This window comes from Vibrio sp. R10-SG3-ISO10 (assembly GCF_059834185.1).
The window spans coordinates 732195-752398 of sequence record NZ_JCBDHG010000022.1 but is presented as its reverse complement, the minus strand read 5'-3'; the positions used below and the strand labels follow the sequence as shown (position 1 = coordinate 752398).

Annotated in this window: 14 protein-coding genes; 6 read left to right on the top strand and 8 right to left on the bottom strand. The window is 45.0% G+C overall.

Features of this window, described 5'->3' with window-relative positions:
• Positions 1-1575 (bottom strand): maltose ABC transporter permease MalF, encoded by a 1575-nt coding sequence (gene malF, locus AC6R16_RS16920; protein ID WP_171319978.1) that lies wholly within the window; start codon positions 1573-1575, stop codon positions 1-3.
• A 75-nt stretch (positions 1576-1650) separates the two neighbouring features.
• Positions 1651-2832: a maltose/maltodextrin ABC transporter substrate-binding protein MalE gene (gene malE / locus AC6R16_RS16915; protein WP_038197783.1), complete on the bottom strand. Its 1182-nt coding sequence runs from the start codon at positions 2830-2832 to the stop codon at positions 1651-1653.
• 663 nt (positions 2833-3495) lie between these two features.
• Here malE and malK point away from each other — a divergent pair.
• Positions 3496-4614, top strand: coding sequence for a maltose/maltodextrin ABC transporter ATP-binding protein MalK (gene malK / locus AC6R16_RS16910; protein ID WP_004744592.1), 1119 nt, complete (start codon positions 3496-3498; stop codon positions 4612-4614).
• Between the two features lie 42 nt (positions 4615-4656).
• On the opposite strand, the gene melR is transcribed toward malK, so the two are convergent.
• The gene (gene melR, locus AC6R16_RS16905; RefSeq protein ID WP_500675357.1) at positions 4657-5673 is read right to left on the bottom strand and encodes a transcriptional regulator MelR; all 1017 of its coding nucleotides are present in this window, start codon (positions 5671-5673) and stop codon (positions 4657-4659) included.
• Positions 5674-5977: 304 nt separating this feature from the next.
• On the opposite strand from melR, the gene AC6R16_RS16900 reads away from it, so the two are divergent.
• From AC6R16_RS16900 to AC6R16_RS16890, 3 genes are all read left to right on the top strand, one after another.
• Positions 5978-7336 (top strand): alpha-glucosidase/alpha-galactosidase, encoded by a 1359-nt coding sequence (locus tag AC6R16_RS16900; protein WP_500675153.1) that lies wholly within the window; start codon positions 5978-5980, stop codon positions 7334-7336.
• Between the two features lie 82 nt (positions 7337-7418).
• Positions 7419-8846, top strand: a complete 1428-nt coding sequence (melB, locus tag AC6R16_RS16895; protein ID WP_500675152.1) for a melibiose:sodium transporter MelB — start codon at positions 7419-7421, stop codon at positions 8844-8846.
• Between the two features lie 73 nt (positions 8847-8919).
• Entirely contained in the window at positions 8920-11130 is a 2211-nt protein-coding gene (locus AC6R16_RS16890) for an SGBP N-terminal domain-containing protein (protein WP_500675151.1), read from the top strand.
• Between the two features lie 50 nt (positions 11131-11180).
• On the opposite strand, the gene AC6R16_RS16885 is transcribed toward AC6R16_RS16890, so the two are convergent.
• The 3 genes from AC6R16_RS16885 to AC6R16_RS16875 form a co-directional block, all read right to left on the bottom strand.
• Positions 11181-11969, bottom strand: a complete 789-nt coding sequence (locus AC6R16_RS16885) for a slipin family protein (protein ID WP_500675150.1) — start codon at positions 11967-11969, stop codon at positions 11181-11183.
• Positions 11947-13314 carry an NfeD family protein gene (locus AC6R16_RS16880; RefSeq protein WP_500675149.1) on the bottom strand — a complete coding sequence of 456 codons (1368 nt, stop codon included), beginning with the start codon at positions 13312-13314 and terminating at the stop codon, positions 11947-11949. Before AC6R16_RS16880 ends, AC6R16_RS16885 begins: the two co-directional genes overlap by 23 nt.
• A 126-nt stretch (positions 13315-13440) precedes the next feature.
• Positions 13441-14259 carry a phosphate ABC transporter substrate-binding protein gene (locus AC6R16_RS16875; RefSeq protein WP_500675148.1) on the bottom strand — a complete coding sequence of 273 codons (819 nt, stop codon included), beginning with the start codon at positions 14257-14259 and terminating at the stop codon, positions 13441-13443.
• Positions 14260-14437: 178 nt separating this feature from the next.
• On the opposite strand from AC6R16_RS16875, the gene AC6R16_RS16870 reads away from it, so the two are divergent.
• On the top strand, positions 14438-14791 hold the full coding sequence (locus AC6R16_RS16870; RefSeq protein WP_500640157.1) for a DUF3024 domain-containing protein: 354 nt from the start codon (positions 14438-14440) through the stop codon (positions 14789-14791).
• Positions 14792-14821: 30 nt separating this feature from the next.
• Here AC6R16_RS16870 and AC6R16_RS16865 read toward each other — a convergent pair whose 3' ends face one another.
• Positions 14822-15436, bottom strand: a complete 615-nt coding sequence (locus AC6R16_RS16865) for a porin family protein (RefSeq protein ID WP_500640156.1) — start codon at positions 15434-15436, stop codon at positions 14822-14824.
• A gap of 222 nt (positions 15437-15658) precedes the next feature.
• Positions 15659-17662, bottom strand: coding sequence for an exoribonuclease II (rnb, locus tag AC6R16_RS16860; protein WP_500675147.1), 2004 nt, complete (start codon positions 17660-17662; stop codon positions 15659-15661).
• A 467-nt stretch (positions 17663-18129) separates the two neighbouring features.
• On the opposite strand from rnb, the gene AC6R16_RS16855 reads away from it, so the two are divergent.
• A complete protein-coding gene (locus AC6R16_RS16855; protein ID WP_500675146.1) occupies positions 18130-20076 on the top strand; it encodes a DEAD/DEAH box helicase in 1947 nt (648 codons plus the stop codon).
• Positions 20077-20204: the final 128 nt, after the last annotated feature.

Below are 20204 nucleotides of genomic sequence, written 5' to 3'. Positions count from 1 at the left end.
TTAATCCTGAGACAGCTTAGTGAAACGTAGGTTGATTAGGGCAAGCGCACCAACCAATAGGAAGATAAGCGTTGCAATCGCACTTGCTAGACCGAAGTCTTGGCCACCAGCACCTTCAAACGCAATGCGGTAGGTGTAGCTTACAAGTAGGTCTGTGTAACCTGCTGGCTCAGAAGTACCAATCATGTTTGGACCACCTTGAGTCAGAAGCTGAATCAATACGAAGTTGTTAAAGTTGAATGCGAAACTTGCGATAAGCAGCGGAGTAAGCGGCTTAATCATCAACGGCATGGTGATCTTACGGAAGTTGTCGATGAAGTTCGCACCATCGATAGCTGACGCTTCATACAAATCTTCTGGAATCGCTTTTAGCAGGCCCATACACAGAATCATCATGTAAGGGAAACCTAGCCATACGTTGACAATCAGCACCATACTCTTAGCCATGATGGGGTCAGAGAACCAAGCTGGGCTAATGCCAAATAGTGCCTCTAGCATCATGTTGATCTCACCAAAGCTTTGGTTAAACAAACCTTTGAAGATCAGAATCGAAATAAACGCAGGTACCGCATAAGGAAGAATCAGTAGTACGCGGTAAATCGCACGACCTTTCAGCTCTTCCCACTGCACAACACTCGCAAGTACCAGACCGATTACCACGGTTAGACCAACGGTTAATGCAGAGAATAATACCGTCCAGATAAAGATGCTGATGAATGGTTCTTTGATACCATCATCTTTCCACACACGCTCAAAGTTGTGGGTACCGATATCAACGATAAAGCCCGGTGAAACGGTAGAGCCTACAAACTGGCCATTCTCATCAACTGGTTGATAGAAGCCTACTTCCATATTAGGGCGCAAGTATTCTTGAGTACGATTGTTAAAGATCGTCTCACCATCATCTTGAAGAGTGTATAGAGGCACAACCGCAGCGAACTTCCGTAGGCCGCTCATGCGAATGTCTTCACCCGACGGTAGGTGCAGATCTAAGCCACCTAGCGCGTTTTTGTTTTTGATGATGGTTTTGATTTTTTCTTTCTCGCCCGCTACTGAGTCGACTGGAGCTAAATCCATATCTGACGCAGATAGAGTGGCAAGGTTGAAAGTATCGGTTGCTAGCAGTTGATCGCCTTTCTTAACAGCAAGACGGTGGCCATTATCTGTTTTATACAGAGTAAATGGGTAGCTATCGCCGCTTTGGAAAGTACGGTCCATTAAAACCGACTGAGCACGTTCAAAGGAAAGTTGGTTTTTCGCACTGTAGTTTGTGAAAGCAAGACCGACGGTATACGCAAGTGGGAACAGGATGAACAAAATCATGCCCGCAATACCAGGGTAGATGTAACGGTGTGCGTAGGTCTTTTTACTACCGAAAATGAATAACGCGAGTGCGGTTAAGATTAGGGTCAGAATGGCAAAGGCCATCTCACCGCGAGAATACATAAGAATTGTGGCGTATCCATTAATGATACCCACAGAGCCCAGTAAGCCCCATTTGATGAATACACTTTTACTTGATGGCAAGCTCGTTGTTGTAGACGCCATCGCATCTGTACCTTGAACTGACTGCATAAAAGAACCTGCTAGCGATAATAAAACTTGAAAATGAAGGAGGGGTTACCCCCTCCTTAAAAGGGTAGAACTTAATTATTTAGTCATTTGTTTTTCTGCATCTGCAAGTGCTGCATCTACAGTTTGACGACCATCAACGATGTTGATGATTGCATTTTTCGCGCTGCCCCAGAATGCGTTCATCTGAGGGATGTTTGGCATGATTTCGCCGTTCATCGCGTTATCCATTGTCGCTGCAATGCGCTTGTCTGCATCTAGCTCACGTTGGAAAGAGTTAAGCGCTACTGCACCTAATGGCTTGTCATCGTTAACTTTGCGTAGACCGTCGTTAGTCAGTAGGTAGTTCTCGATGAACTCAACCGCTAGATCTTTGTTTGGAGAAGCTGTGCTGATACCCGCCGTTAGTACTCCAACGAATGGCTTAGAAGACTGACCATTAAACTTAGGTAGAGTTGTTACACCGTAGTTGATACCAGATTTCTCGATGTTACCCCATGCCCAAGGGCCGTTGATTGTCATCGCAGTCTTACCTTGGTTGAACGCAGACTCAGAAACTGAGTAGTCCATGTCTGAAGAGATAACGCCTTTATCAACTAGACCTTTCACAAAGTTCATTGCATCTTTAACGCCGTCGTTTGCGATACCCGCATCTTTCACGTCGTAACCTGCTGCGCCGTATTTGAACGCGTAACCACCGTCAGCTGCCATTAGCGGCCAAGTGAAGTACGGTTCTTTTAGGTTCCACATGATTGCAGATTTACCGTCTTTCTTAAGTTGTGCGTCTAGCTCAGCAACTTCTTCCCAGCTCTTAGGTGGGTTAGGTACTAGATCTTTGTTGTAGATTAGCGATAGAGATTCTACTGCTACTGGGTAACCGATAATTTTGCCATCGTATTTAACTGCGTCCCATGCGAAGTCTACAATGCCTTCTTTGATTTCTGCAGATGGCTTGATCTCAGCTAGAAGACCTGCTTCAGCGTAACCACCAAAACGGTCGTGAGCCCAGAACACAATATCAGGACCGTCACCAGTCGCAGCTGTTTGAGGGAATTTGTCTTGAAGCGCATCAGGGTGAGCAACTGTCACTTTAATACCTGTGTCTTCTTCAAATTGTTTACCTACTTCAGCAAGTCCGTTGTAGCCTTTATCGCCGTTGATCCAGATAGTTAATTGACCTTCTTCGATAGCAGCATTTGCACCAAAAGAGCCAAGAGCAACAAGTGTTCCTAGTGCTACTGTGCTTAGGGCATTTTTCATGTTCATATCCTTTTTATATTTGTGTTGTAGGGCTCCACCAGAGGTTTCGCCGTATTTCAGCACTTATTTTCAGCCAAACTGACAAAAGGCTCATCCTCCTACTCCCTACGCCCTCGCTATTATGGACTATTTTCGTGATCGTCATCGTTACAGGTTGGTGACCAAAGTCTCAAAACAATCTCTTTGTGTGATCGATTTCAATGTAATCGAACAGAAATATTTGAACTCGGTCTCGCTACGCCTTCTGCGCCCTTTGGTACCTCCTCCCCTCCTACTACCCCTACAAAAAATCGGATTAGGAGGATGTAGTAGAGGGGTGAAAACAGCAAACTACAGCCATCCAAGAGTGGATGGTAAGAACCCTTTCCAGTAACACGTGTTTCATGGTGACTGGTTACAATGCCGCTAGGGTTTGCAAATGAGTGCACAAGTCACGTAGGTATTCAGGAAACTGATTCGTTCGGGGGAGAAGCTTGTGTCACACGGGGGAAAGCAAACCTGAATTTGGCTTGGTGGGTGATGTGAGGAACTCCTTCACCCATATTTTCTTACATTCTGTTATATAGAATCCATTCCTTACCAAATTCCTACTATTATTGCCTGCTCCATAATTCATATAATGATAGGCAGTAAAATATAAAAAATTGATCGAGGGCGAGCTAGATGGCGAGTGTCACGTTAAAAAATGTATGTAAAGCTTACGGTGACGTACTAATTTCCAAGAATGTTGATTTAGAAATCAAAGAAGGTGAGTTTGTTGTCTTTGTTGGTCCATCAGGTTGTGGTAAATCAACACTATTACGTTGTATTGCAGGCCTAGAAGACATCACATCCGGTGATCTCTACATTGGTGATGAGCACATGAATGACGTCGAGCCATCCAAACGTGGTGTTGGTATGGTGTTCCAATCTTACGCTCTTTATCCTCACTTAAACCTATACGACAACATGTCTTTTGGCCTTAAGCTGGCAAAAGCCGACAAAGGTGAAATCAGTAAGCGTGTTGAACATGCCGCTGAAATCCTACAATTGAGCCACCTTCTTGAGCGCCAACCTAAAGCGCTATCAGGTGGTCAGCGTCAGCGTGTTGCAATCGGTCGTACGCTGGTTTCACAACCAAATGTCTTCCTATTGGATGAGCCACTATCCAACCTTGATGCCGCACTTCGTGTACAAATGCGTTCTGAAATCACTAAGCTTCAGCGCAAGCTTGGCTGTACCATGATTTATGTAACGCACGACCAAGTTGAAGCCATGACCATGGCAGATAAGATCGTTGTACTAGATGCTGGATTTGTCTCTCAAGTTGGTCGCCCACTAGAGCTTTACCACTACCCAGAGAACCGTTTTGTCGCGGGTTTCATTGGCTCACCAAAAATGAACTTTATGAGCGTGTTCATTGAAGCGGCTGAGAAAGATCGTGTCATGGTTCAGCTTGCGAATGGCACTGCATTCTGGATTCCAGTTGATGGAACGACGGTTACTCGCGGTGAACGTATGTCGCTAGGTATTCGTCCAGAGCACTTGCTACCAGCAAACGAAGGTGATGCGACTATTGAAGGTGAAGTTAACATCGTTGAAAAACTAGGCAATGAAACTCAAGCCTACTTACACATCGATGCAGCCGATGCCGATATGATTTACCGCCAACCTGACACGCTAGATGTCGAACCAGGCGATAAACTGTCTGTTGGTATCCCAGCGCACCGTTGTCACCTATTCCACAGCGATGGTAAAGCATGCCGCCGTCTGTACAAAGAAGCGGGGGTTGATTTCGAATAACCGCTAACTCTGAGACAAAAAGCTCCTTTGATAGGAGCTTTTTTATTGCTCGTTTATCTCTCTAGTAACACTAACCGGTCGCTTGCCATCACACGCGCCCTTTTCAAGATCATAGAGTGGGTTACTTCCATGCAGACTCCAACGATGATCTTCCCTTGCTAGTTTCCGATACTGGGTAGGAGTCACCCCTATGTAAGTCTGGAACGTCTCATAGAATCGACTGCTTGAATTGAATCCCACTGTCAGCGCAATATCTAAAATGGTTCTATCCGTATCGCTTAGCAGTGCTCTTGCGTGATTAATCCGCATCGCTGTAATGTACTGCTTAATCGTCATCTGCATCGTGCGCTGAAAGACATTCATTGCGTAGTTGGCATGTAAACCGACATGCTCTGCAATTTTTTTGGTGGTCAACGGCATATTGTGGTGGGTCGCAATAAACTCGAGCATTTGACTGACATAAAATTGTGAATGTTTTGATACCCCTTTTTTCGCCGATTTGTCGGCTTGGGTTGAAACCAACTGCTTCCAACCATCAACGCAAACTCGACGCAGCATCAACCCAATTTCATCAACGGCAAGCTGTTGACGACTTTCGGAATCATCACTCATTTCCCTAGCCCATCTAGCCAATTCAAATTCACTCACCAACGATGTCGAATCTGACTGTAAGACGCACCCATGGGTAATTTGATTAACAAGATCTCGGCTTAAAGGCCAAGACATAAACTGATGAATAGGGATATTGATAATACCCATATTGTGGCTTTTTCCCGGTTCAGTCAGGCGATGAGGAACAGAAGCCCAAAACAGCCCTACCGCCCCGTCTTCGATGACAATTGGCGTACCATTAACTATGTACTCGACATCGTCGCCAAATGGGATATTTACCTCAACCTGTCCATGCCAATGATAACCAGGCATGGAATGGGGAGCTCGCGCTTCAACGTCGATCTTTTCATACGATGAATACAACGAAAGCGGGCTGACAAGTACACTGTCATCTGAGTACTCATTTTGCGTAACAAGATGCGTCGCTTCAGTTTCTCGTTTATTCATCATTGATTCCGTTAAAAATGGGATAATGTAGTTTTGCAAATCTCAAACCACATTACTCAGACCTAGCTCATACCAAACCATACTCATCACACTCTGTGATGCCCTCGCTCATTGATATTCTGAATGCCGACATAATCCATCCCGCTTTGTATTCAATATCTCCCAAAAACTAAGATCTTCGCTACTGCAATTAAAAATATTAGAAAATAGGAGTTTGCGGTTTTTAAGTGAGACGAATCGTCACAGCATACTCGGGTAATGTTGACTCATCCAACCCAATACGTGATAGATGAGGAAAAAGATAATGAATACCCCGAAGATCACCTTCATCGGTGCAGGTTCGACCATTTTTGTTAAGAACATTCTTGGTGACGTGTTCCACAAACCAGCCTTAAAGAATGCCCATATTGCACTCATGGACATTGACGGGACGCGTTTAGAAGAATCTTACCTAGTAGTGAGTAAACTGATGCAGTCAGCAGGTGCAACTGGCTCAATTAGCTGTCACTTGGACCAAAGAGAAGCACTGGAAAGTGCCGACTTTGTCGTCATCGCCTTTCAAATTGGAGGCTATGAACCATGTACCGTCACCGATTTTGAAGTGTGTAAACGACACGGATTGGAGCAGACCATCGCCGATACTCTCGGTCCGGGCGGCATCATGCGTTCTTTGCGTACAATTCCACACCTATGGAAAGTTTGTGAAGACATGAGCGAAGTGTGCCCTAATGCCACGATGCTTAACTACGTCAATCCTATGGCGATGAATACCTGGGCCATGTACGAGAAATACCCAAACATCAAACAGGTAGGTTTATGCCATTCTGTACAAGGCACGGCAGAAGAGCTGGCCCGCGATCTTAACCTCGACTACAAAGACCTACGTTACACCTGCGCGGGCATCAATCATATGGCCTACTACTTAACCCTAGAGAAGAAGACAGAACAGGGTGACTATGTCGATATTTACCCAGATCTACTCGCTGCTTTTGAGAGTGGTCAAGCGCCTAAACCTGGTCTTCATCACAATGGTCGCTGCACCAACCTAGTTAGATACGAAATGTTTAAGAAGCTTGGGTATTTTGTCACTGAATCTTCTGAACATTTCTCTGAATACACCCCATATTTTATTAAGCCAAACCGCCCAGATTTGATTGAACGTTATAAAGTACCACTCGACGAATACCCAAAACGTTGTGTAGAACAAATTGCTGATTGGAAGCAAGATCTAGAAGCCTTTAAGAATGCTGATGAGATTACCGTTAATGAATCTCACGAGTATGCCAGCACGATTATGAATTCCATTTGGACTGGCACGCCAAGTGTTATCTATGGCAACGTAAAAAACGAGGCTCTAATCGATAACTTGCCACAAGGCTGCTGTGTTGAGGTTGCCTGTCTGGTCGATGCTAATGGTGTTCAACCAATCAAAGCGGGCCGACTGCCTAACCATCTAGCCGCATTAATGCAGACCAACATTAATGTGCAGACACTACTGACAGAAGCGATTTTAACTGAAAACCGTGAGCGAATTTATCATGCGGCTATGCTCGACCCACACACAGCAGCTGTCTTGGGGCTAGAAGAGATTTACGCCTTAGTGGACGATCTGATTGAAGCGCACCGCGGTTGGTTACCAGATTGGGTCCATCCAAAAGTCTAACTAAAAATAACAACAAACAATTCTGATAACAAAATAACGTAAACAATATACGCCTCCTACTAAGGAGGCGTAAGGAGCACCCATGAGCATTTCAATGAACACAAAGCTGAGTTATGGCTTTGGGGCATTTGGTAAGGACTTTGCCATTACCATTGTCTATATGTACCTGATGTTTTACTACACGGATGTAGTTGGTATCTCTGCGGCAACAGTGGGAACCATCTTCCTCGTCGCACGAATATGGGATGCGGTCAATGACCCGATTATGGGTTGGATCGTCAACAATACTCGTAGCCGCTGGGGCAAATTTAAACCTTGGATATTAGTTGGCACGATTACCAACTCGATTGTGCTGTTCATGCTGTTCAGCGCCCATCATATCGAAGGCCCATGGCTTATAGCTTATGCCGCCGTCACTTACATTTTATGGGGGATGACCTACACTTTGATGGACATTCCGTTCTGGTCTTTAGTCCCGACTCTGACACTAGACAAACGTGAACGTGAAGACCTCGTTCCATACCCTAGATTTTTCGCAAGCCTCGCATGGCTTGTTACCGCGGCCATTGCAATGCCGTTCGTTAATTATGTGGGAGGCGACGACAAGGGTTATGGCTTCCAAGTGTTTACTTTACTGCTTATTGGCTGCTTTGTTGTCTCAACTTACATCACGTTAAGAAACGTTAAAGAGCGCTATTCGACCAACAAACTAGACAGTAGTAAGCCCGAAGAGAAAGTAACACTGAACAAACTTCTTAAGCTTATCTACAAGAACGACCAGCTAACCAGTGTCTTGTGTATGGCGCTGTCTTACAACCTTGCTACCAACATCATCACCGCGTTTGCTGTTTACTACTTTACTTATGTCGTCGGCAACGAAGACCTCTTCCCTTACTACATGGCATACGCTGGTATTGCTAACCTAATCACACTGGTTCTATTCCCTAAACTCGCCCAAATGTTTTCTCGCCGAACCCTATGGGCGTGCGCTTCAAGTTTGCCAATTTTAGGTAGCGCAGTGCTTATCTATGTGGGTATGTACGATAAACAAAGCATTTTGTTGATATCCGCCGCTGGCGTTCTGCTACAAATCGGAACGGCACTGTTTTGGGTACTGAACGTCATCATGGTAGCGGACACCGTAGACTACGGTGAATACAAGCTCGGCCAACGTTGTGAAAGTATCGCTTACTCTGTTCAAACTCTGGTTGTGAAAGCAGGCTCGGCTTTCGCCGCTTTCTTTATCGGTATTGCACTTACTGCTGTCGACTATGTTCCTAACGTCGTGCAAAGCCCAGAAACCGTGTTTGGTATGCAATGCATCATGGTCGGTTTGCCTGCCTTCTTTTTTGCGATTGCATTGGTTGTTTACTTCCGCTTTTACAAACTCAATGGTCAGTATCACCAGAACATCCAAGATCAACTTACCGAAAAGTACCAACATGTCACAGATGGTAAATCAGAGTTAAACGGCAAACCAAAAGCTGTCACCCCAGCTCAGGCTACATAGCTGTAAAGCGGGCACTGCCCGCTTTTTTATGCGCGACCTTCCCTACATCTAATAAATCAATAACGAGAAGTTTATGAAACGGAACCTATTAGCCTGCGCTATCGTCGGTACGATCGCTACGTCGGGCGTTACTTATGCCAAACAAAATGACAACCTAATAACAAATCCTAGCTTTGAAAATAAAGGGCTAGGCTGGGATTACTGGTTTGCCAACATCAAGAATGATTCAGCATACCAAGGTGAATACCGTGGCAGAATCGCGACAGGTACAACACATAGCATCAGTCAAACCGTAACCATTACTGAAACTGGTTATTATGACTTATCTGCTTATGTTGTCAGTCCTTCCTCTGATGCGTCTTTAAGCATCACTAATCTCCATGACGAAGTCTTGTTTAGCAAGCCAGTAAAAAAGAGTAAAAAATATAAGCTAAGTACTCTTAAACATATTGCACTAGAGAAAGGCGAGCAGATAAAAGTCTCTGTTACAGGGTCTGATAAAGGCGGCGTGAGTATCGACAATGTGAGCTTATCTAAAAACCATAAAAGCAAGCCATTGAGCTTCAATCAAATCATTCAGTTCAATGCAGAAGAACAATCTGGCCTGACGAACATCAATCGAGAAAATCAGCGCGTTGAGTTTCAAGTGCCATACGGCACGGATCTAACTCAAGTGACCATTGGCAACCTTAAAATATCAGACGCTAGCGCAACCTCAATCAATGAAGGAGACGTACTCGACTTTACTCATCCAATTACAGTCAAGTTAACCGCTAAAGACCATAAACCAGAGCACTGGACACTCATCGCTAGAGAGCAACCTAAGCAGCTAGTTGTGACCTCTTCGAACGTAAAACTACAAGACTCATTTTCGTGGGCAATGGATAAAACCGATCGGTTTGTCATGACAGGTCACCACGATCTAGTGAACCGAGATGAAAACAATAACGATGGAACGGGAACAGCCGATTACATCCCCTCCTATTGGGCGGGGTATTTTGACCGAACGGCTTTTTATTCGCGCGATTTCCTGCATCAGGCAAGTGGCGCTAAGCTGGCAGGTCTAGACGCAGAGAACTTCTCGATGTTTAAAACCTTCGCTAAGCACTCCACAGAATCAAGAAAGTGGTACACGCTTTGGGCAATAAACTTTGATGGCACACCTCATACGATCGACTATGTCGACGATTCTTGGTTTGTTAGAGAAGTGCCGGCCCAATTTGAATTTGTCGAAAAAGCGTGGCAGCAGTATCTATGGACCGGAGACAAGCGCTATATTGAAGATGCAGACCTTTGGCAATTCTATACAAAGGTGCTGACTGACTATATCGCTCTTCACGACGACCAAGACCCAAATGGTATCGCAGAGGGTTATGGCGGTATATTCGAAGGCTCAGCAACCTACAATGAACGTGGTGAATTTCCAATCGAAGCTGGCGACGCCATTGGCTCTCAGTATCAAGCCACTCTCGCCTACTCTAAAATGCTTGAAGCTCGTCAAGATTACAGTCAAGCCGTTGTTTGGAGTGAGAAAGCACGACAGCTCAAAGATTTCTTTAATCACGAGTGGAGTATCGCAGACCCTAATGACCCGCTCGGAAACTATGTAAACATAGTACAAAAAGACGGTTTGCGTCTTAACGACTTTGGCAAAGAAAACAGCTGGTTTATGCCGATGAAACGCGTTACCAATCCGGGTGAGCGCAATGATAAATATCTCGATTTCATTGCCGAAAAGCTCGGTGATGGTATTGGTTCGACTCCTGAAGCACCGAACAACATTGAAGCCTATACCTATATCCCTGAAACTTACTTCCCCTACAATCGCAATGAAGAAGCTTGGAAGTGGATGCAATACATCATGGATAAAAAAGACGAACCCCATGAACGCCCTACTCAAGGAACCAATGGTGATTATCCTGAGCTATCTTTCACTTTTATTTCCAACACCATCGAAGGACTAATGGGCATTAAACCTAATGCTTCTGAAGATCGTATCATTACGGCTTCACACCTAACTAATGACATTGAGTGGTTAGAGGCAAAACACTTAATCATGGGCGAACATGAGCTTACCGTGCGACATGAAGGGGTGAATAAAACGAGCTTGACCAACAACTCAACTCAGTCGCTCGAGTGGGAAGCTTGGTTCTATGGTGAGTATCCGTCACTCATAGTTGATGGGCAATCAACCATGGCTAGCCAAAAACAAATCAACGGACAACTGGTCAGTTACGTCATTGTGAATGTTGAAGGTCAGCAGCAGCGAACCGTGTCGAAGTAACAACCGCCATGAGGCTCTCTCGTCATCGAGAGCCTCATTTTTCATATAGGCTATTCTTTTTTGTCACTACTGCCACTCCGTTTAAACAATCCTTCCATTAACTCCATAGGCAATGGGAAAGCAATGGTCGAACTCTTTTCTCCGGCAATCTCCGTCAGCGTTTGCAAGTAACGCAATAGCATCGCATTGGGTTGAGTCGCCATTTTGCTTGCTGCTTCAACAAGCTTTTCCGATGCCTCCATTTCACCAGAAGCATGTATCACTTTCGCCCTTCGAGCACGCTCAGCTTCCGCTTGTTTGGCGATCGCTCGAATCATACTCTCATTAAGATCAACATGTTTTATCTCTACATCAGATACTTTAATACCCCAGCCATCAGAACGCGCATCTAGTATGGTTTGGATATCCGTATTGAGCATCTCCCGATTGGCGAGCATTTCATCGAGTTCATGTTGACCTAAAACAGAGCGTAAGGTCGTTTGCGCGAGTTGAGACGTTGCCGCTAAATAATCCTCTACGTTGATGATTGCTTTTTGTGCATCGACCACTCTAAAGTAGATCACTGCATTAACTCGAACAGAGACATTGTCACGACTGATAACATCTTGGCTAGGAACATCCATCACCACGGTTCGCATATCGACTTTGACGATTTGTTGAATCACGGGGATAACAATGATCAACCCCGGCCCTTTGACCATTTGAAAGCGGCCAAGGAAAAAAATGACGCCGCGCTCATACTCGCGCAACACGTGGAACATGCTGAATGCAATCATAAGTACCAACACTACAATCAGCACTGGCGTCAGCATGCCACTAGTGATTATCTGTTCCATCATAGCCACTTCCTTGCTGTTTACTAATTTTCAAACTCAGACCATCGATCGCCTCGACAATGACGATATCTCCACGAGTAAAACTGTCATCACCGTGTGCGGCCCAGCGCTCACCTTCTATATGCACATAACCTTGTGCAGTAAAACTGTTTTCGACAATCGCTTGCTGACCGATCAGGTATTCGGCTCCACTCACCACCTGGCTTTGCCTTAGCTGTATTACTCTGCGTAAAACAAACACCACGAAAGCCGCCGATAGCATCGCAATTGAATAGATAAGATTTAATGAGACTTGCAGTTCTGGTAGATCACTATCGATAAGAAATATCGATCCCAAGACGAATGCGATAACACCGCCAAATCCTAAAATGCCAAAACTTGGCACAAGCGACTCAGCCACCAGCAGTCCTATACCCAGTAGAATTAAACCAATTCCGACGTAGTTCACTGGCAACATCTGGAAAGCATAAGTCGCAATCAGAAGACAAATCGCACCAACGACACCCGCCACGCCAAATCCAGGGCTGTAGAACTCTAACAGCAAGCCATAGATACCGATCATCATTAAGATATACGCGATATTCGGATCAGTGATAGTAGAGAGAAACTGATGGCGCCAATCCGGTGTCTTATACTCGACTTTTGCATTTTCAGTTACTAACTGGCTGTTTGTTTCATTTAAGATAACAGTTAGCCCATCAGATTGGATAAGGAGTTGTTCAGGCGTATCCGCAATGAGATTGATGACATTTTTCTCTAACGCTTCACTCGATGAAAGTGTGGCGGCTTCTCTAACCGCTTTTTCCGCCCATTCTGCATTTCTACCACGCAACTGCGCAAGCGAACGTATATAAGCAATAGAATCATTGAGCATTTTCTTTTCCATTGCCGACGGCTCGTTTGATGACTCATCAGATTGCTCTGGGTTACCTCCACCAATACTAACGGGTGTCGCCGCTCCCAAAGTCGTCGCAGGAGCCATTGCAGCAATATGACAAGCATACAGAATAAATGTACCGGCACTGGCAGCGCGCGCACCTTGAGGATAGACCAAACACAAAATAGGAACTTTTGAGGCGAGAATAGATTGGTTGATCTCTCTAAGACTGCTAACTAGGCCACCGGGCGTATCGATTGTCAGCACTAGAGCAGGTATATTCGGGGTTTGGTTTGCTAACGTAATTTCTTCAATCACGTAGTCCCCCACAGCAGGGCCGATTGCTCCGCTGATATTGATAACAGGAACCACCTTGGTCGTACTAGACGCCGGCTCATTTGAGCTAAAAACAGATGGTCCTGACAAAAGTACAAAGCAAAACAAAAGTGCTTTGACAATCCGTAAGGGCATCTGACTTTCCCATTTTTCAGTCTATTATCAGTTTAGACTATTTAAATCATCACAATAGTGGCGCATTGTGTTCAACTAGAATAAAAATGGAGAGCAAAAGCTCTCCATTAAAACATTGTAGCGAGACTACTTTTTAATTGGCGTGTAGCCGTACTCTTCAATCAAAGATTTTGCTTGGTTGCTGTTTAAGTAGTTAATAAATGACTTGGAGTCTTCATCGACTTTGTCAGGATTGTATAGAACAAGGAAAGGACGAGATAATTCATACTGACCCGTGGCGATTGTTTTGTTGCTCGCTTCTACCCCTTCAAACTGGATCGCTTTGATCGAACTATCAACTGAACCTGTAGAAACGAAACCAATAGCTTGTTTATTGTGGTTAACAATCGTCTTTACCATGCTGTTGCTGTTTACCACTAAATTATCTGGGTTGATGTCAGACACCAGACGGCTATTGATGATTTTCGTCAATCCCATCAAGCTTTCAAAGCTATAGCGCGATCCAGAAGAAGCTTCACGCGTGACAACCGCGATTTTTTGATCGTTTCCACCTAGCTGTTTCCAGTTAGTTATTTTGCCTTTATAGATATCAAACAATTGCTCGCGAGTAACGTTCTGAATCGGGTTAGATTTATTCACCACCACTGCTAATCCATCAAAAGCAATTGGCTTAACAGTGAGAGATTCATCTTGTTCGCTTTCTGTTAGGTAACGAGAACTCATGCCTACATCAGCCACACCTTTCTTAACCAGCGTAATACCGGCTGACGAACCAATGCCTTGAACCGCAACGTAGCTGTCTGGATGAGTGCTATTGTAATCTTCTGCGAGCACGTCCATGACACGAGCAACCGAAGTCGAGCCTGAAACATTCACCTCTTTAGCCAACGTTGGCACGGAAAACAGCGATGTAGATAAAAGTGCAGCCAACGCAACACGAACCATAATAAACTCCCCACTAATAGATGCGACTGGTTATAACTAAACAGCGCTATGTTATTGCGGTTAGATGACATTTTTGTGAAAGCCTATGCAGACAATAAAATATCTAGTACATACTATGCTTAAGTTAGAGAAGTGTAACCTTTTGCACAGATACTCATATTGTTGAAGTGAGAGCGTCATGGGGCTAGTGAGTTTACTACAACGTCAAGTCGAGAGCAGAGCGCAGCTTATCTGTAAGCAACGCAATCAAAGTACGCCTGCTGAATTGGGCAAAGCAAGCTTTGAAAGCATGAACAATGGCGTCATTTTTATCAAGCAGCACTTTTTACTTGATTCTAGCCACTGCAATTACATGAATCCAATCGCGAAAGTGGCGTGGAACGGAGAGCTGAATCAGTGGCAGCTATTCATGCCACAAGAAACGGATAATGAACAGTGGGTGCCCTACCCATATTTAGCTCAAAGTAGCGACCTAACTGCTATCATGCGCGAAATCGATAAAGACCCGAAAGAGATGTTTTGGCAGGATTAGGAGAGCAAGTGCTCTCCTATAACTATTGTTCTAAAACTTGTAAGTCGAACCAATGTAGAAAGAGCCCATACCCAAAGTATGTTCTGTGGTTTTCTTGGTTAATGAATCTTCAACCTCAGCAGCAAACGCATCAACTTCATAGCCTGCTCTAACCGCCCAGCCATCAAACATTGCAGGTGCATACTCAAGACCAAGCCCTGCGCGAACGGCAAACGTGCTTGAAGACTTGTTGATCAAATAGCTTGTTGCACCGGCATTTCGTACATCCCAACTAACAATACCTGCGCCAATTACCCCGTAAGGTCTTAGACCGTTATCAAAGGTGTAACCTAAATTGGCTGCCACCATAAGGGACTCACTGTCCATCGTCAGTGCTTTAGTGTTAGACAATTTAGTATTGGCTGTACCGTATTTTGTGTACTGAGCTTCAATCGCAGCGATCTTATTAAACTGATAGCCACCAATCAGCTTGAATGAAGCGCCATCAGTCTCAGTTGAAGTCGCGCCATTAGTAACACTTTTACCAAATCCATCATCGTCGTAGCTCGTATCACCGATACCCGCACCAATATAAAAGCCATCAACTTTCTGAGCTGCAAATGTAGGTAGCGCTACAAGCGCTGCAAGTAAAACAACCTTTTTCATCATTCTTACCTAATATTCCCTAATGAATTAAATCGGTTACAAACTATAGGAATATCCAATAAGCGTCTTTATGCGAAATGTATAGAATTGTCTGAGCTTTGTCATACACCAGTCAAATACCTAGTATCACTACATTACAACAGCGAATTAATTTACTAAGACCGGAGCAGCAAAAAAGGCGCTGTAATAGCGCCTTTGAGGTAACTTTAATGAACTGATTCGTTACTCTGCTGAGGATTCAGCTTCTGTCGCAGTCCTCATTTCTTCAAAGATTTGTGTCGGTTTGGCTACTAGGCTGCGGTTTTCCTGATTTACGTCAGTCAGAACCACCTCTAGCACATCACCTAAGCGGTAAGTCACTTGTTTATCGATTGAAACCGTGCCATTTTCACCATTGCACTCAAGGCGCTCTTTGTTGGCTAAGATAAGTGAGCCAGGAATAAATGCCGCAGCGCCGTTTTCAATCAAGCGGATACGCATACCTGCACGGTTGATATCGAAAATCTCACCGATGAACTTGGTCTCTTTAGCTGGTTCATCTGCAAGGGTACGAGCATATAACCAATCACCAACATTGCGCTCAGCAATTTTGTGGTGCTTTCGATGAATCGCTAGCTCTTCACCGACACTATCATCGGCCGTCTGCACTGGTTCTTTGCCTAAGATGTGCGCTTTAAGCATACGGTGGTTGATCATATCGCCATATTTGCGAATTGGTGATGTCCACGTCGCGTATAGGTCAAGACCCATTGCATAATGCGGTAGAGGCTGGTTACCAATTTCGCTGTAAGCTTGAGCTTTGCGGATTCGGTTATCTAGGTAAGAAGTTTCTTGGCTTCCCAACCAACGACGCAGCGCCGCAAAACCTTCTAGAGTCGCGATAGATTCAGCGGTAAACGGCAGTTCACCTTCTGGGTTTACCAGATTGACGACATCTTCAATCTTTTCCGGTTTAAAACCTGCGTGAGTGTTAAACACACCCGAATTAAAGCTTGATTGCAGCGTTTTACCCGCACAAATGTTTGCTGTAATCATCGCCTCTTCTACTAGGCGGTTAGCGCTACGACGCATGTCTGCATGAATAGCGACAACATCGTTATCTTCACTCAGTTCAAATCGGTAGTCTGGACGGTCAGGGAAAACCACCGCATGAGTTTCTCGCCACTCAGCACGAGCACGTGAAAAATCATAGAGGTCACGAACGATCTCTGTGATTTCTTCACTTGGTTGCCAAGCGTCTGAACTGCCATTTTCAATCCAATCGGAAACATGGTCGTAAGCCAAGCGAGCATGAGATTTAATGTTGGCAGCGAAGAACTTAATGTCATCTCCGATAACACCCTCTTTCGTCACGGTCACACTACAACATAGAGCTGGACGTGCTTCACCTTCTATCAATGAACATAGGTCATCGGCAAGGTCACGTGGAAGCATCGGAATATTGCGCCCCGGTAAGTAGATGGTAAAACCACGTTCGCGCGCCACTTTGTCCATATCACTATCAGGTGTGATGTAGGCAGTAGGATCAGCAATCGCAATCGTCAGTTCGAAATCACCTGATTCTGTCTTTTTAGCATGCAGCGCGTCATCCATATCTTTGGTTGACTCACCATCAATGGTCACAAACGGAACGTGTGTCATATCGATGCGTTCAAGATCAGCGTCGTCTTTTAGCTCCCAGCTGTCTAGTCCTGCTGGTTCGCTATTTGGCAGATCATTTTGAGCTAACGTTACCCACCAAGGTGCTATCTTGTCGTCTGCATCAGTAATTTTGTCGCTGATTTCGACAAAGAAGCCATTATCACCCTTAAGTGGATGACGAATAAGGTGTGCAACCACCCAATCACCCTCTTTAAGATCATCGCTCTTAATGCCTTTACGTGTCTTAGCTTTTAAAGATAACTTTTTAAGTTGAGGATGGTCTGGTGTAACGTTCAGTTTGCCTTTGAATAGTTTAACTCGGCCAATAAAACGGTTAAGCCCTTGTTCAAGTAACTCTTCTGGTTCAGCTTGCTCGCGATCTTTCTCTGTACGAATGATCGCTTTTACCTTGTCGCCGTGCATACATTTTTTCATGTACGGTGGCGGGATAAAGAAACTTGTCTTACTATCCACTTCAAGGAAACCAAAGCCTTTCTCTGTTGCTTTGATTGTGCCTTCTTTTTTAGGCAGGGTTTCTTGGATTTGCTGCTTAAGTTGAGCCAGTAAAGGGTTATCTTGAAACATCTATCTTGTTTTACCGAGTAAGTAACCGAAAAATTGCGCCCACTATATCACCGAGCCCTTGCCCCTGCTAGCGTAGAAGCATGACAATCTGGTGTTTAACGAACAATTCAATCAGTTAGCAATCCCCCTAGATTTGTACATAAATTTCGCACCTAATACATCTAGACGAACAAGAACTACACAAAAATTCTCAGATCAGGAAAAAATTGTGATGAAATTCAATTTTTTCTAGCTTTTTTTGTGCTTTTAGGGAATAATCCGCCCCCTCATATTGGTGCCCCCCTATCTGTTCATGGTTTTTTTAGAATGAACGGGCAGTAAATAACACCAATATCTCTTACGTCCCTAGTGGCTTGATGCGATTTACGACTTTTCCGCATCTGAACGGAATCAGCTCTCAACTGGATTGGTATTGGAATTGGTAGAGCTCGTGGGACCTTTTGTTGACATTATATAGTAGGATCCCAATGACAGATTCTGTAATTCAGTTTAGCGATCTAGCGCTTAACGACTCTATCCTTTCAGCTCTTGATGGTATGGGTTTTGTTTCACCAACTCCAATTCAGGCTGCTGCTATCCCGCACCTATTGGCTGGTAAAGACGCACTAGGTAAAGCTCAAACTGGTACTGGTAAAACTGCAGCTTTCTCTCTACCTCTTCTAAACAAACTAGACCTTGCACAGCGTAAGCCTCAAGCAATCGTACTTGCTCCAACTCGTGAACTAGCGATCCAAGTAGCGGCTGAAGTTAAGAACTTAGGTCAAAACATCGCTGGTCTTAAAGTTCTTGAAATCTACGGTGGTGCATCGATTGTTGATCAAATGCGCGCCCTGAAAAACGGTGCTCATATCGTTGTTGGTACTCCGGGCCGTGTTCAAGACCTTATCAACCGTGATCGTCTACACCTAGACGAAGTACACACATTCGTTCTTGATGAAGCGGATGAGATGCTAAACATGGGCTTCGTTGATGACGTAACTGAAATCATGGAGCACGCACCTGAATCAGCACAGCGTGTACTATTCTCTGCGACTATGCCTCCGATGCTTAAGAGCATTGTTGAGCGCTTCCTACGTGATCCAGAGACAGTAGACGTTGCAGGTAAAAACCACACTGTAGACAAAGTAGAGCAGCAGTTCTGGGTTGTTAAAGGTGTAGAAAAAGACGAAGCAATGTCTCGTCTTCTAGAAACTGAAGAGACTGACGCGTCAATCGTATTCGTACGTACTCGTCAAGACACTGAGCGCCTAGCAGATTGGCTATGTGCACGTGGCTTCAAAGCTTCTGCACTACACGGTGACATTCCTCAGTCACTGCGTGAGCGTACTGTTGATCACATCAAACAAGGTGTTATCGACATTCTAGTTGCAACAGACGTTGTAGCACGTGGCCTTGACGTTCCACGTATCACACACGTATTCAACTACGACATCCCATTCGATGTTGAGTCATACATCCACCGTATCGGCCGTACAGGCCGTGCTGGACGTAAAGGTAAAGCGATCCTTCTAGTTCGCACTAACCAACTACGTATGCTTCGCACTATTGAGCGTGTAACTAAGTCATCAATGGAAGAGATCCAACTTCCACACCGTGACAAAGTTGCAGAAGCTCGCGTTGCAAAACTTGGTGCAGAGCTTGAAGCAGATAAAGAACATAAAGCACTAGAGAAGTTCTCTGAGCTAGTTGAAAAACTACAAGAGTCTCTTGAGCTAGACGCGGCAACACTGGCTGCCATTCTTCTTAAGCGTCAGCAAGGTAAGCGCCCACTATTCTACATTGGTGAAGACCCAATGATTGAAGCGATTGAGCGTGACAAGCAGCGTCGTAAAGAGCGTCGTGAAGGCGGCCGTGATGGTCGTGGTCGTGACCGCAACTTCAACAACCAAGACTGGGATACATACCAGCTGCAAGTTGGTCGTGAGCAAGGCGTTCAGGTTAAAGACATCGTTGGCGCATTGGCAAACGAGCTTGGCCTAGTTAAAGGTTCAATCGGTGCGATTAAACTAGCACAAGGCGAAACTTACGTTCAGCTACCAAAAGCAATGTCTTCTGAGACAGCTAACAAGCTACGTAAACTACGCATTCGTCAGAAAGAAGTTGGCGCGGTAGTGTGTGACTTTGATGACTTCCGTGAGCCTCGTGGTCGTCGTGATGGCGGTCGCCGTGACGGTGGACGTCGCGATGGTGGCGGTTACCGTGGTAATCGTGATGGAAACCGCGAAGGCGGCTACCGTGGTAACCGTGACGGAAACCGCGAAGGTGGCTACCGTGGCAACCGTGAAGGCGGTCGTGGTAATCGCGAAGGTGGTCGTCGTGATGGTGAGCGTCGCTTTGACCGTAACCGTGGTGGCGATCACCGTGGTAACTACCGTGGCGAACGTGGCCATGGTCGTAGTAACCGCGAAGATTAATCACCTCTGCTAGCAAGCATTAAAAAAGGAGCCAAATTTGGCTCCTTTTTTTGTCCGTTGATTTTGCGATGCTTCAACCAAACTCTTGATACAAAAAAGCCATTTGGCAGAACCAAATGGCTTTGTTA

Bases quoted from the DNA above. Each gene is read 5' to 3' on its own strand.
- malF (WP_171319978.1), bottom strand. From the start codon at position 1,575: ATGCAGTCAGTTCAAGGTACAGATGCGATGGCGTCTACAACAACGAGC.
- malE (WP_038197783.1), bottom strand. From the start codon at position 2,832: ATGAAAAATGCCCTAAGCACAGTAGCACTAGGAACACTTGTTGCTCTT.
- malK (WP_004744592.1), top strand. From the start codon at position 3,496: ATGGCGAGTGTCACGTTAAAAAATGTATGTAAAGCTTACGGTGACGTA.
- melR (WP_500675357.1), bottom strand. From the start codon at position 5,673: ATGAATAAACGAGAAACTGAAGCGACGCATCTTGTTACGCAAAATGAG.
- AC6R16_RS16900 (WP_500675153.1), top strand. From the start codon at position 5,978: ATGAATACCCCGAAGATCACCTTCATCGGTGCAGGTTCGACCATTTTT.
- melB (WP_500675152.1), top strand. From the start codon at position 7,419: ATGAGCATTTCAATGAACACAAAGCTGAGTTATGGCTTTGGGGCATTT.
- AC6R16_RS16890 (WP_500675151.1), top strand. From the start codon at position 8,920: ATGAAACGGAACCTATTAGCCTGCGCTATCGTCGGTACGATCGCTACG.
- AC6R16_RS16885 (WP_500675150.1), bottom strand. From the start codon at position 11,969: ATGATGGAACAGATAATCACTAGTGGCATGCTGACGCCAGTGCTGATT.
- AC6R16_RS16880 (WP_500675149.1), bottom strand. From the start codon at position 13,314: ATGCCCTTACGGATTGTCAAAGCACTTTTGTTTTGCTTTGTACTTTTG.
- AC6R16_RS16875 (WP_500675148.1), bottom strand. From the start codon at position 14,259: ATGGTTCGTGTTGCGTTGGCTGCACTTTTATCTACATCGCTGTTTTCC.
- AC6R16_RS16870 (WP_500640157.1), top strand. From the start codon at position 14,438: ATGGGGCTAGTGAGTTTACTACAACGTCAAGTCGAGAGCAGAGCGCAG.
- AC6R16_RS16865 (WP_500640156.1), bottom strand. From the start codon at position 15,436: ATGAAAAAGGTTGTTTTACTTGCAGCGCTTGTAGCGCTACCTACATTT.
- rnb (WP_500675147.1), bottom strand. From the start codon at position 17,662: ATGTTTCAAGATAACCCTTTACTGGCTCAACTTAAGCAGCAAATCCAA.
- AC6R16_RS16855 (WP_500675146.1), top strand. From the start codon at position 18,130: ATGACAGATTCTGTAATTCAGTTTAGCGATCTAGCGCTTAACGACTCT.